10 protein-coding genes are annotated in these 12,335 nt (G+C 67.2%); 2 read left to right on the top strand and 8 right to left on the bottom strand.

All coding sequences use genetic code 11. The features are described 5' to 3' along the window. Nucleotides 1–2: 2 nt before the first annotated feature. The 4 genes from QTI05_RS19785 to QTI05_RS19800 all read right to left on the bottom strand — a co-directional run bounded on the left by QTI05_RS19785 (nucleotide 3) and on the right by QTI05_RS19800 (nucleotide 4,727). The gene (locus tag QTI05_RS19785; RefSeq protein WP_286620458.1) at nucleotides 3–1,625 is read right to left on the bottom strand and encodes an acyl-CoA carboxylase subunit beta; all 1,623 of its coding nucleotides are present in this window, start codon (nucleotides 1,623–1,625) and stop codon (nucleotides 3–5) included. Between the two features lie 217 nt (nucleotides 1,626–1,842). Further along, a complete protein-coding gene (locus QTI05_RS19790; RefSeq protein WP_286620460.1) occupies nucleotides 1,843–2,712 on the bottom strand; it encodes a phosphatidylglycerol lysyltransferase domain-containing protein in 870 nt (289 codons plus the stop codon). Continuing rightward, nucleotides 2,709–3,518: a TIGR03084 family metal-binding protein gene (locus tag QTI05_RS19795; protein ID WP_286620462.1), complete on the bottom strand. Its 810-nt coding sequence runs from the start codon at nucleotides 3,516–3,518 to the stop codon at nucleotides 2,709–2,711. The genes QTI05_RS19790 and QTI05_RS19795 overlap by 4 nt, the downstream gene beginning before the upstream one ends. Before the next feature lie 33 nt (nucleotides 3,519–3,551). After that, nucleotides 3,552–4,727 carry an acyl-CoA dehydrogenase family protein gene (locus tag QTI05_RS19800; protein ID WP_286620463.1) on the bottom strand — a complete coding sequence of 392 codons (1,176 nt, stop codon included), beginning with the start codon at nucleotides 4,725–4,727 and terminating at the stop codon, nucleotides 3,552–3,554. Between the two features lie 144 nt (nucleotides 4,728–4,871). Here QTI05_RS19800 and QTI05_RS19805 point away from each other — a divergent pair, with 144 nt between their 5' ends. Then, complete coding sequence (locus QTI05_RS19805; RefSeq protein ID WP_286620465.1) at nucleotides 4,872–6,440, top strand: class I adenylate-forming enzyme family protein; 1,569 nt, start codon at nucleotides 4,872–4,874, stop codon at nucleotides 6,438–6,440. Here the strand turns inward: QTI05_RS19805 and QTI05_RS19810 are convergent. Then, nucleotides 6,437–6,988 (bottom strand): DUF2889 domain-containing protein, encoded by a 552-nt coding sequence (locus QTI05_RS19810; RefSeq protein WP_286620467.1) that lies wholly within the window; start codon nucleotides 6,986–6,988, stop codon nucleotides 6,437–6,439. The two genes, QTI05_RS19805 and QTI05_RS19810, sit on opposite strands and share 4 nt — an antisense overlap. A 154-nt stretch (nucleotides 6,989–7,142) precedes the next feature. On the opposite strand from QTI05_RS19810, the gene QTI05_RS19815 reads away from it, so the two are divergent. After that, on the top strand, nucleotides 7,143–8,960 hold the full coding sequence (locus QTI05_RS19815; RefSeq protein WP_286620468.1) for an acyclic terpene utilization AtuA family protein: 1,818 nt from the start codon (nucleotides 7,143–7,145) through the stop codon (nucleotides 8,958–8,960). Nucleotides 8,961–9,067: 107 nt separating this feature from the next. On the opposite strand, the gene bioD is transcribed toward QTI05_RS19815, so the two are convergent. From bioD to QTI05_RS19825, 3 genes are all read right to left on the bottom strand, one after another. Beyond that, nucleotides 9,068–9,856, bottom strand: a complete 789-nt coding sequence (bioD, locus tag QTI05_RS27870) for an ATP-dependent dethiobiotin synthetase BioD (RefSeq protein WP_353505962.1) — start codon at nucleotides 9,854–9,856, stop codon at nucleotides 9,068–9,070. A 317-nt stretch (nucleotides 9,857–10,173) separates the two neighbouring features. Further along, the gene (locus tag QTI05_RS19820; RefSeq protein ID WP_286620469.1) at nucleotides 10,174–11,358 is read right to left on the bottom strand and encodes an acetyl-CoA C-acetyltransferase; all 1,185 of its coding nucleotides are present in this window, start codon (nucleotides 11,356–11,358) and stop codon (nucleotides 10,174–10,176) included. Nucleotides 11,359–11,419: 61 nt separating this feature from the next. Next, nucleotides 11,420–12,334 (bottom strand): alpha/beta fold hydrolase, encoded by a 915-nt coding sequence (locus tag QTI05_RS19825; RefSeq protein WP_286620471.1) that lies wholly within the window; start codon nucleotides 12,332–12,334, stop codon nucleotides 11,420–11,422. Nucleotide 12,335: the final 1 nt, after the last annotated feature.

The following is a 12,335-nucleotide window of genomic DNA, read 5'->3' on the forward strand; positions in this document are numbered from 1 at the left end:
GCTCAGGGGCGCGCCACCGAGAACTGCATCTTCTGCGGCGCGCGCTGCTCGGCGTCGCGGCAGATCGACAGCACCTTGCTCAGCACCGCACGCGTGTCGCGCGGGTCGATCACGCCGTCGTCGAGCATGTGGGCGCTGGTGGTGAAGACGCTCATCTGGCTGTCGAAGCGGTCGATGATGCGGCGCTCCATCTCGGCGAGTTTTTCGCGGTCGACCTCGCCGCCTTTGCGCTTCATCGCGGCCTCGGCCACGTTGACCATGGTCTGCGCGGCCTGCTCGCCGCCCATCACCGCGGTCTTGGCGTTGGGCCAGGAGAAACAGAAGCGCGGATGGAACCCGCGGCCGCACATGCCGTAGTTGCCGGCGCCGAAGGAGGCGCCGCAGTAGATGGTGATCTGCGGCACGGTGGCGTTGGTCACGGCCTGGATCATCTTGGAGCCGTGCTTGATGATGCCGGCCTCCTCGTAGTCCTTGCCGACCATGAAGCCGGTCGTGTTGTTGAGGTAGAGGATCGGCGTTTTCGACTGGCAGCAGGCCTGGATGAAGTGCGTGGCCTTGGTCGCGCCGGCCGGGTCGATCGGGCCGTTGTTGGTGATCACGCCCAGGGGCATGCCTTCGATCTTGATGTGGCCGACCACGGTCGCGCCACCGTAGTTCGCGCCGAACTCGAGGAACTCGGAGTCGTCGGCGATGCGCGCGATGACCTGCTTCATGTCGACCGGGCGCTTGTGGTCCATGGGCATAACGCCCAGCAGCTCTTCCGCGTCGTAGCGCGGCGGCTTGAAGCTGCGCGCCGTCTCGGCGGGCATGCCGCGCTGCCAGTCGATGTTGGCCAGGATCTCGCGCGCCAGCCGGATCGCATCGCGGTCGTCCTCGGCCAGGTAGTCGCCCAAGCCCGAGATCGAGGTGTGCATCACCGCGCCGCCCAGCTCCTCCTCGGTCGCGATCTCGCCGGTCGCGGCCTTGAGCAGCGGCGGCCCCGCGAGGAAGGCCCGCGAGCGGCCCCTCACCATGATGATGTAGTCGGACAGGCCCGTCTGGTAGGCACCGCCCGCGGTGGACGAGCCGTGCGTGACCGTGACCACGGGCAGGCCCGCAGCCGAGATGCGCGCGATGTTGCGGAACAGGTTGCCGCCGGTGATGAACTCCTCGACCTTGTAGGTCATGAGGTTCGCGCCCGCGCTCTCGACCAGCTGCACGTAGGGCAGCTTGTTCTCCAGTGCCAGCTCCTGCATGCGCAGCTGCTTGGGGATGCCCATGGGCTGCAGCGCGCCGGCATCGATGCCCGAGTCGGAGGCGTTGACCATCACGCGCACGCCCGAGACCCAGCCGATGCCGCCGATCACGCCGCCGCCGGGCACACTCTTCTCGAGGTCGGGGTTGTCCAGCCCGAGCCCGGCCAGCGAGCTGATCTCGAGGAAGGGTGTGCCCGGGTCGAGCAGCAGCGACAGCCGCTCGCGCGGCAGCAGCTGCCCGCGCTTCTCGAAGCGCTCGCGGGACTTGCCCGACGTGGCGATGCTGCGCTTCTCGTAGCCGCGGACGCGGTCGATCAGTGCCAGCATGCCGGTGCGGTTGGCCTCGAAGGCCTCGCTGCCAGGGAAAACGTTCGATTCGATGATTGCCATTGCTGTGGTGCTGCAGGTGCCGGGTGGCGTTTGCGGACTGTTGTATGGAGGTCAGCTTAGGCAAAGGTCCGGGGCCGGTCTTGCGCGAACTGGCTGCGGCCAAATCTGCGTGTGCCGCGAACGACCCTCGGGTGGGCAGGAGCGAAGGCTGCGGGCGCGCCCAGCCGATGGCGGTGCCGCGAGGGAAGCACGCTGCGAGTTCCGAGAAGGCGCGGCCTCAGTCGCGCAATGCCACCCGCCACTTCGGCAGCAGCGCGCTCGGCCGGTACGAGCGCTTGCTGCGCCGGAAGCCCGCGAGCCCCATGTCCTGTTCGAAGTTGAGCCAGTGCACGGGCTGCTCGAACGCCCGGCAGAAGTGCTGGAACATGTAGGGGTAGACGCCCACGTGGCTATCCAGCCCCTTGGCGAAGCGCACCGCGAACACGCCGGGCTGCAGCGCCTGCACCAGCAGGAAGGCCACGGGCAGCGCGCCCACGCAGTGCACGAAGCCCTCGAAGCCGAAGCGCTGCGCATGGCCGATGGCCTCAAGGCAGGCGCGCTCGTCGGCCTCGCCCTCGGCCTTGCCCTTGTGCAGCATCCAGCCGCGCAGCACCGCGCGTGCGGCCTCGGCCTGCGCCGCATCGAAGGGCACGGCATACGGCGCATGCTGCGCGAGGAACTGCCGCACCAGGTTGCGCTTCTTGGCCAGCGCACGGCCAGGGTAGTCGCGCAGCGTGGCGGCGTCGTAGAGGTAGTCCGCGTCGTCGGGCGAGGAGGCGGCGGCGAAGCGGTCCGCCGGCAGCGCCTCGGCCTGCGCGCTCGCCACCGGGTAGAGGCAGCCGTGCGCCTCGATCAGCCCGGCCAGCACCGCCGGGGGTGCGGCAGCCACGTCGAACAGCGGCAAGAAGTGTCGCGTGCCGTCGTAGGTGTGGCCCGCCACGCCGGGCCAGTCGCCGGGCAGGAAGCGGTAGCCGTGCGCCTCGCGGAACAGGTAGAGGTTGGAGAACGCATGGTCCGACAGGCACTGCGCGCCGGTGCCGTGGCGCAGTGCATCGAGTGCGGCCTCGATCCGCGGCTGCAGCGCCAGCGTGATCGGCTCGCCGGTCAATCGATGTACGCCACCTGGCGCACGCCGGGCCCGGGGGCGTCGGCGGGCTCGCCCGCGAAGCACTGCGCGATCGACAGCCATTCGCGCGCCGACCCGTCGGTGAACGCCAGCGCGGTGTCGGCCAGGTTGCGGCGCTGCGTGACCAGTAGGCAGAAGTCGAGCGCCGGACCCGTGATCCGCTCCGGCGAGGCCGGGTCGCCCCAGGTCCAGCGCTCGCCGCCCTGCGGCGCCTGCAGGTCCACGTAGGGCACCACCACGGGCACGGGCCGCTTGCGGTTGACGAAGCTCCAGCCGAAGGTGGTCACGCCGATGTGCGCGATGTGGCGCAGCCGGTGGCTCGCGGGCCGGCGGCGGCGCGCGACATCCCACACGTCCTGGCCGTGGGCCCAGGTCTCCATGAGGCGCGCGGTCGCGAAGGAGCGCGCGCTCATCGACGGGCCGTACCAGGGCAGCCGGGCCTTGGGGTCGAGCACGGCCAGCGCCTCGGTCAGCCGCGCGGAGATCGGCTCCCAGTGCGCGAGCAGCGCCGCGCCGTCGAGCGGCGCGTACTTGGCGCGCGCGATGGCGCTGATTTCGCGGCCCGTGGCCAGCTCGGCCATCAGCGCGGCGGTGTCGTGCGCAAAAGCGTCGGCGTCGGTGGCCGAGAGCAGCGCGGTCTGGTCGAAGAAGCAGAGGTGTGCGATTTCATCCCAGGGCGTCCAGCCGTAGAAGGCGCTGCGCTCGGCCCACTGAGTGGGCGTGAACGTTCGGGCCAGGTCGGCCAGTTGCGCGTATTCGGCACGCAGGTCGTCTATCGTCTGTTCCATCGGGGGTCTTTTCCTGTCTTCGTTGTGTCGTGCTCAAACGCCGAGCTGCCGCGCGGCCAGGTCCTTCATGACCTCTTCCGAGCCGCCACCGATCATCATCACCTTGACCTCGCGGTAGATGCGCTCGCTGCGCGTGCCGCGCATGAAGCCCATGCCGCCCAGCAGTTGCACCGCCTGGTCGGCGCAGAACTGCATGGCCTGCGTGGCCTGCACCTTGGCCAGGCAGACGCGGGCCACCAGGTGCTCGGGCCGCGCGAGCCCGTGCTCGATGCGGTAGGCCAGGTCGTAGAGCAATGCGCGCGCGGCGTCGATGCGCAGCGTCATGTCCATCAGCTTGTGGCGCACCACCTGCCGCTGCGACAGTGTGCTGCCCGCGAGCGTGCGCTGGCGCGTCCAGTCGAGCGCTTCCTGCAGGCAGACCTCGGCATAGCCGCAGGCCAGCGCCGACATGAAGAGCCGCTCGCTGTTGAAGTTGTTCATGAAGGTCTTGAAGCCCTTGTTCTCCTCGCCCACGAGGTTGGCCACCGGCACGCGGCAGTTGTCGAAGCGCAGGTGCGCGGTGTCGGAGCTCCACCAGCCCATCTTCTGCAGCGCGGTGCGCGTAAGGCCCGGCGTGTCGCCGTCTATCAGCAGCACTGAAATGCCGCCCGCGCCCTTGATCGCGGGGTCGGTGCGAACGGCGGTGGTGATGAAGTCGGCACGCATGCCCGAGGTGATGAAGGTCTTCTCGCCGTTGACCACGTAGTGGTCGCCGTCGCGCACCGCGGTCGTGCGCAGGTTGGCCACGTCGGAGCCGCCCGAAGGCTCGGTCACGGCCAGCGCGGCGATCTTCTCGCCGGCCAGAACCGGCGGGATCACGCGGCGCTTGATCTCGTCACTGCCGGCCTTGAGGATCGGCGGCAGCGCGATGCTGTGCGAGTTGAGCGAGGCCTGCACGCCGCCGCCGCCGCAACGCGCGAACTCCTCGGCGACCACCAGCTGGTAGAAGATGTCGGCCGGCGTGCCGCCGTATTCTTCGGGATAGCCCAGGCTCTGCACGCCCAGCTCGGCCGCGCGGCCGTAGAGCGAACGCGGGAAGGTCTCGGCCTCGTCCCATTCGTTGACGTGCGGCGTGATCTCGCGCGCGATAAAGTCGCGCACGCCGGCGCGGAACTGCTCGTGCTCGGGCGTGAAATAGAAGGGAAGCGGCGGCGCTTCGAAGAATTCCATGCGGTGTCTCCTGGTTCTGCCACGAGGCTAGCCGCGGGCCCGCGGACGGTCTTGCGCGAACTGGCTGCGGACAGCGACTGCACGCAAGCCAGGGAGGGTGCGCTTTTCTTAGGCTGCAGGCACCCGTTACACCGCGTCCCCACCATGACCGAAGCCACCCACCCCGCCCACCCTGCCGACTCGCCACCCACGCTGCTGCACGCCGCGCTCCACGCCGCGGCGACGCAGCATCCCGACGTCGTCGCCTACCTCGACGGCGAACGTTGCTTCGGCTTCGCCGACATGGAGGCCGCGAGCCGGCGGCTGGCGGGCGCGCTGCTGCGCCGCGGCCTGGTACGCGGCGACCGCATCGCGCTGCTGTCGCACAACCAGGTCGAGTGGCTGCAGCTCTTCTTCGCGGCCACGCGCATCGGCGTGGCGGTGGTCGCGCTGAGCCCGCGCTACCGCGAGGCCGAGATCGCTTTCATGCTGGCCGACAGCCAGTCAAAGGCTGTGTTCGCCAGGCGCGAGATCGACGGCTTCGACTTCCAGGCGATGCTCGAGCGGCTGGCGCCGACCCTGCCCGCGCTGCGCGAGGTGGTCACGCTCGATGGCGACGTGTTCGCCGCGATGGCGGCCTCGCCTATCGACGACGCGGCGCTCGGCCAGGCCACGCCCGCGGTGCGGGCCACCGACCTGGCGATGGTGATCTACACCTCGGGCACCACCGGCCGGCCCAAGGGCTGCGCGCTCACGCATGCCAGCCTGCTCGCGTCGGCGCACGGCCAGTACCGCCACACGCGCCCGCGGCCAGGCGACCTGATGCAGCTGGCCAACCCCTTCAACCACGTCGGCGGCATCACCTGCGGCATCCTCTCGCAACTGCTCGCGGGCGGCAGCTGCGAGCTGGTTCCGGTGTTCAAGGCCAAGACCGTGCTCGACATGATCCGCCGCCATCCGCCGGCGATCCTGGTCGGCGTGCCGACGATGATGACGCTGCTGCTGATGCACCCGGAGTCGCCGGACGTCGACCTGGGCTCGGTACGGCTCGTGATCACCGGCGGCTCCAACGTCGATGCCACGCTGCTCGGCCAGCTGCAGCAGCGCATGCCGGCGGCGAAGATCATGAACCTCTACGGCCTGTCCGAAGCCTCGGGCGCGCTCGTGATGACGCCCTGGCAATGCAGCGACCAGGACCTGATGCAGAGCATCGGCACGGTGCTCGACGGCGCACAGGTCCGCGTGCAGGGGCCCGAGGGCACGGCACTGCCCGCGGGCGAGATCGGCGAGCTGCAGTTCCGCGGCCTGGGCGTGGTGCGCGACTACGTCGGCGCGGCCGCGGGCCAGGGCGCGTTCGAGGGCGGCTGGCTGCGCACCGGCGACCTGGGCTGCGTCGATGCGCGCGGGCTCATCACGCTCAAGGGCCGCATGAAGGACATGTACATCCAGGGCGGCTTCAACGTGTACCCGGCCGAGGTCGAGGCGCTGATCGCGACCCATCCTGCGGTGGTGATGGTGGCCGGGATCGGCGTGCCCGACCCGGTGCTGGGCGAGATCGGCCGCTACTTCGTGGTGGCCCGCGAAGGCAGCGGCCTCACGGCGGCCGAGGTGCTCGCGCATTGCTCGGGCCGTATCGCCGACTACAAGATGCCGCGCCAGGTGGTGCTGCGCAGCGAGCTGCCGCTTACGCCGGCGGGCAAGATCCTCAAGGCTCACCTGCGCAGCGAAGCCTAGTCGGCAGGCGGCTCGCCGCGCCGGTGCCAGCGCGGGTAGTAGCGCGCGACCGTCGGTCCGTCGCTGGCCAGCGCATGGCAGCCGTCGAGCTGGAAGGGCCGCTGGTCCTGGGGCTGCGGCCGGCTGCCCTCGAGCGTCTGGATCACGGCCGTGGCCATGGTCGAGAGCATCTCGCTCATGTGGGTGCAGCCGCGCACGCCGGTGAGCAGGCGCCGCACGTGGCCACGGAAGCCCGCGCCCACGCGCAGACCGATCAGGCCGCGGTAGGCGGGCGCGATGGTGCCGCAGACCTCGTCGAAGGGACCGGCATCGGTGACGGCCTCCGCGTCGACGATCAGCGCCTGCGCATCGACGGTCAGGCGCAGCCACATCACGTGGATCGGCTCGCCCGCGCCCCGGCCGCCGCCCGCGAACTGAACGGCCTTGGGGCGCACGTCGACCAGGTGGCCCTCGATGTCGAACAGCCCGTCGCTGCGCTCGTGGCCGCGGATCGTGAGGGTGCGGGTGTGCGCCAGCTTGCGCTCGGCGCGCGGAGGGGACAGGGGCATGGGGCGTTTCTTCCGGGAGCGGAACAGGGCCGGTCGGAGCATCTTGGCGCGCCCTGCCCTGCCTGTCTTGCGTGGAGGCGCTGCTGCGCGCAGCGAGTCGGCGCAAGCGCCGCGGCGACCGCTTCGCTAAGCTGGGCCGAGCAGAGGACACCCAATGACAGACACTCCAAACACAACGGCCCGCACCGTCCGCATCGGCGGCGCATCCGGCTTCTGGGGCGACAGCATGGTCGCCGCGCCGCAGCTGGTGAAGAGCGGACTACTTGACTATCTGGTCTTCGACTATTTGGCAGAGACGACGATGGCCATCTTGGCATCAGCCCGCGCCAAGAACCCTGAAATGGGCTACGCGACGGACTTTGTGGACATCGCGATGAAGTCCGTCCTGGCAGAGGTCAAACAGCAGGGCATCAAGGTTGTGAGCAATGCGGGCGGCATTAATCCACACGGTTGCGCCGCCGCCCTCAAGGCACTGGCAGATGCGCAGGGAATCATGCTGCGCATCGCTGTGGTCGAAGGCGACGACGTGAGCGCCCTGATGCCAGAACTGCGCCAACGCGGCGCGCGTGACATGTTCACCAGCGAGGTTCTCCCCGACAAGGTACTCAGTGCCAGCGCTTATCTCGGCGCAGCTCCGATCGCCGCCGCACTGGCAGCCGGTGCGGAGGTGGTGATCACCGGCCGTTGTGTGGACAGCGCTGTCACGCTCGGGCCGCTGATGCATGAGTTCGGGTGGCAGATCGACGACTACGACCTGCTGGCTTCGGGAAGCCTGGCAGGCCACATCATCGAATGCGGATGTCAGGCTACGGGTGGCCTGCACACCGATTGGGAAGACATTCCCGACTGGGCACACATCGGTTACCCCATCGTGGAGTGTCATGCCGATGGCAGCTTCATCGTTACGAAGCCTGAAGGCACGGGCGGAAAAGTGATCCGCGCCAATGTGGCAGAACAGATGCTCTATGAGATCGGCGATCCCGGAGCCTACCTGCTGCCTGACGTGAGTTGCGATTTCCGAGACGTGACGATCGAACAGATGGGAGAGAATCGCGTGCGCGTGAGCGCTGCCAAGGGCCGCGCACCGACATCGCAATACAAGGTATCGGCCACTCAACTGGATGGCTTTCGCTGCGCTGGGAGCATGGTGATCATCGGCATCGATGCTGAGAAGAAGGCTCGCCGCACAGCCGAAGCCATCATCGAGCGAACCAGCGAAATCCTGCGTCAGAGCAATCAGCCCCCCTTCACCTCGACGTACATTGAAGTCATTGGCTCCGAAACTCTGTACGGGCCGCATTCGCGTACCCGCCAGGTGCGTGAAGTCACGATGCGCGTGGTGGCCAACCACCCGCAGAAGGCTGCTCTGGCGATGTTCGCGCGCGAGATTGCGCCTTCGGGCACATCTTGGGCTCCGGGAACCACCAGTCCCGGCGGGGGGCGCCCTTCGGTGTCTCCGCTGATCAAGCCGTTTTCGTTCCTCCTGAATACGGCAGCAGTGCAACCGACCTTCGTTCTCGATGGCTCGCGGCATGCTGTCGATATCGCGGCCACTACAAGAGATCCACAATGGTCGCCGCCCCCGTCTCCCGAAAGCTGGAGCGATGCCAACGAGCCACAAGAGGAGGTCCGTCTCATCGAATTGGCCTACGGCCGTAGCGGCGACAAGGGAAACATCTCCAACATTGGGCTGATTGCTCGACGTGCGGAATGGCTGCCATTGCTCTGGGCAAGGCTGCAACCCGAAGTCGTCGAGGGCTACTTCAAGCATCTTCCTGCAGGCAAGGTCAGTCGCTTCTATCTGCCCGGAACTGCTTCGATGAACCTTCTCGTCCACGATGCACTGGATGGTGGCGGCCCCTCTTCCATGCGTATGGATCCCCTGGGCAAGGGCATGGCGCAGATGCTGCTGGACATCGGGATCCTCGTTCCACGCCGCATCGCAATACAGGCAAGAAAAGGCCGTCCGTGATCCTAACTTCCTGAAGGACCCCTTCTGTCAGTGAGCACGTCCAATCGTCCAGACATTTTTGTTCCCAGGCCAGCGCAAATTTGTGCAGACGAAATTTCTGCATCCTGCTAGTGACAGGCGAGACGGTTTGTCGTCGTGGATCGGAGCCGCAGACGCCGGTAGATGACATCCAGATTCAAACCGTATATGAGCTCGAGCTCTGACCTGGGTACCTTGGTGATCGCGCCGAGGCAATGTAGGCCCGCCCCCTGAGAGAGTTCCTCCAGAACGGTCACCACGCTCGGATCGCATCCCGTCGCGATCCATCCGACGACCGCGATGTCTCGGCGCCTCGCCTGTTTCAATGCTTGGGACAAGCGGGATTGGATGGACGGCCCGTGACGCAGGCATATCACCAACGGCAAAGCCAAGCGGCTGGCAACGTCGCACGTCGATAGCCGTGCACCGAGTCTTTTAGACAACCCATCCATCCCCTTGACGACAACAGCATCGGACCACATGGAGAGCGCGGCGAATGTCTCTGCGATCGGCCGGATCTGCACACGACCGTCTCCTCCCCCTGCACTCTCGTGATAAATGCCGTTTCGCAGCAGATACGGACAGAGTGCCTGAACGGGTAGATCAAGAAACGAACTTGCCTGGCAAAGTTCGCTAAGAAGCGGGCTGATCCATCTGCCCCCAACTCGTCGCGCGTCAGAAATGACCGGCGTCATTGCCGCAACCCGCAGCCCCTCTCGCCTTAGCACGTGCAGCAGCGCGAGGGTCGCTTCCTGCTCTCCGTCGCCGGAGCCCAGGCCCGAGACAAGGCAAGCGCCTCGTGATGCCGCAGGGATTTCCTGGGGTAAATGAAAAGATGATTGCATGGAGACCCTAAGGCATAGCAAGCATTTGCTCATTTGCCAGACAAGTCTTGCGGGAATCGGCTAACAACAGTTCTCAGGGACCGCGGCTGGGAAGATCGGCCGTCTTCGGTCACGGCATCGCAAGGTGCTGATTTCGCACCCATTCGGCGCCGCCACTTTGACGGCCTATCGTCAGGTACTCATCACAGGTTCGATCGGCCAAGCCAGACACCTTGCGAATTCCAAAGCGTCGCTCAGCCTGTGCAGTGCCATGTGAAGCCTTCTGCTACGAGGTCGATCTTCTTGGATCGGTGACGCACGATAGACAGCGTGCGAGTCCAGGTAGTACAGGCCCATTGCCATCCTTTCCATCAGAGCGTTTCGAGCGCCAGCGCGATGCCCTGCCCGCCGCCGATGCACAAGGTCACGATGCCCCGCCTCAAGCCGTCGCGTCGCATCGAATGCAGCAAGCGCGTGGTCAGCACGGCGCCCGTTGCGCCGATGGCGTGGCCGTGGGCGATGGCGCCACCCTCGACGTTGACGATGTCTTCCGGCAGGTCCAGCTCACGCAGGCAGGCCAGCGTGATCGCGGCGAATGCCTCGTTGATCTCGATGCGCTGGATGTCCGTGTGCTTCCAGCCGGCGCGTTCCAGGGCCAGTTTGACCGCCGGCACCGGCCCGATACCGAACATGCCCGGCTCAACCGCCGCGACGCCGTGCGAGACCAGGCGCGCCCACGGCCGCAGCCCTTGCTTCTCGGCAAAACTGCGCTCCGCAACGACCATCGCCGCTGCGCCGCTGTTGAGCCCTGGCGCGTTGCCGGCAGTGATCGTCCCGTCCTTTCGAAACGCCGGCTTGAGCTTGGCCAGTGATTCGACCGTGGTGTCGGGCCGATTGGCTTCGTCCCTGGAGAAGCTCACCGGTCCCTTGCGGCCGGAGAGTTCGATGGCGACGATCTCTTCCGCGAACTTGCCGGCAGCCTGGGCCTCACTGAACCGTTGCTGTGAACGCACGGCCCAGCGATCCTGGTCCTCGCGCGTAATGCCGTACCGAGCGACGAGATCTTCGGTATGCCAGCCTGAGTGTTGACCGCTGAAGGCATCATGGAGGCCGTCTCGCAGCATGCTGTCCAGCATCTGAGCGTCCCCCATGCGCTGTCCCCAGCGCGCGCCGGGCACCAGATAGGGGGCCTGGTCCATGTTCTCCGTGCCGCCGGCCACCGCAGCCGCGGCATAGCCCGCCGCGATCTCGAGCGCCGCCGTTGCGATCGCTTGTGCACCCGATCCGCACACCCGATTCACCGTCAGGGCGGGCACCTGCACCGGCAGTCCGCCGCCGATGGCGGCTTGTCGTGCCGGATTCATCCGAGTGCCGGCCTGGATCACGTGTCCCATCACAACGGTGTCGACGGCTTCCGCGGCCAGACCTGAGCGGTGAAGGGTCTCCCGAATCACCGCGGCGCCCAGTGCGGACGCGGGCGTTTCCTTGAGCGAGCCGCCATAGCTGCCGATGGGGGTTCGGACCGGGGCGCAGAGAACGATGTCAGGGTTGGGCATGAGAGTACCTCAGGTTGTTGCGGGTTGATCGAAGGTCAGAGGGGATCCGCGTCGAGCGGCATCAGGCCGCGGCTTTCGGCACGCTCGCGATTCGCAGAGCGTCGTTCAACACCTTGGCAGCCACGTCCGGCCGCTCGAGGACGATGAAGTGACCGGCGCCAGGCACCTGGACAAACTCGGCTGCGGGGAGGAGCTGCTTGTTGGCTCGCCGGTCCGACGGTTTTGACCAATCCGTCTCGCCGTAGATGAGATGAACGGGTGCCCGGACCTCGGGGTAGCGGGCGCGTGCCGCGATGAGGCTGGGCAGGTTGGCGTACACCGCGCGGGCGACGACGGGATAGCCGGGCCGACGTCCGACCTCCAACAGTTCATCGAGGTAGTCATCGCGCAGGGCGGCCGTGTCGCCGAGACCTCCACGCAGCACGGCACGCACGATCGGCTTGGGTTGGACGCTCGCGATGGTCTCGCCGACAACCGGCGCAAGCGCGCCGGTCACGACGAACCGGGCCAGCAGGCTGGACCGCTTGATGCCGTCCGCGTAGTCATAGGCATTGATCGCCACGACACGCCGCACTCTCTCGGGCAGATCGGCTGCGGTGGTGAGGGCGAGCGTGGCGCCCATCGATTCGCCGAGCAGCGTCACGTCGCGCAAGTCGAGTCGGGTGATGAGGCTCTTGACCGCCTCGCGCATGGCCGGCTCCTCGTAGGAAGCGCCCGGCACGATCTCCGAGTACCCCATTCCAGGGAGATCGAGGGCATACACCGTGTACCGCTCCTGGACCAGCGGGATGAGGTGGCGAAAGTGCTCGGCCTGGGTGCGCACGGTGTGCAGCAGGACTAACGCTGGCCCCTTTCCGCCCGAGAGATAGCGCAAACGCCCGGGGCTTCCTTCGTTTGATCCGAGCGGATCGAGAAAGTGTTCCTCGGTCCCGGGAATCTTGATTGCGGAAAGTGAATCATTGCTGGTCAGCGGCACG

It is taken from the genome of Variovorax fucosicus, from assembly GCF_030316825.1.
In the GTDB taxonomy this organism is placed as follows: domain Bacteria; phylum Pseudomonadota; class Gammaproteobacteria; order Burkholderiales; family Burkholderiaceae_C; genus Variovorax; species Variovorax fucosicus.

Coding starts and splice junctions, on each gene's coding strand:
- QTI05_RS19785 (WP_286620458.1), bottom strand. CDS start 1,625: ATGGCAATCATCGAATCGAACGTTTTCCCTGGCAGCGAGGCCTTCGAG.
- QTI05_RS19795 (WP_286620462.1), bottom strand. CDS start 3,518: ATGGAACAGACGATAGACGACCTGCGTGCCGAATACGCGCAACTGGCC.
- QTI05_RS19800 (WP_286620463.1), bottom strand. CDS start 4,727: ATGGAATTCTTCGAAGCGCCGCCGCTTCCCTTCTATTTCACGCCCGAG.
- QTI05_RS19805 (WP_286620465.1), top strand. CDS start 4,872: ATGACCGAAGCCACCCACCCCGCCCACCCTGCCGACTCGCCACCCACG.
- QTI05_RS19810 (WP_286620467.1), bottom strand. CDS start 6,988: ATGCCCCTGTCCCCTCCGCGCGCCGAGCGCAAGCTGGCGCACACCCGC.
- QTI05_RS19815 (WP_286620468.1), top strand. CDS start 7,143: ATGACAGACACTCCAAACACAACGGCCCGCACCGTCCGCATCGGCGGC.
- bioD (WP_353505962.1), bottom strand. CDS start 9,856: ATGAGCAAATGCTTGCTATGCCTTAGGGTCTCCATGCAATCATCTTTT.
- QTI05_RS19820 (WP_286620469.1), bottom strand. CDS start 11,358: ATGCCCAACCCTGACATCGTTCTCTGCGCCCCGGTCCGAACCCCCATC.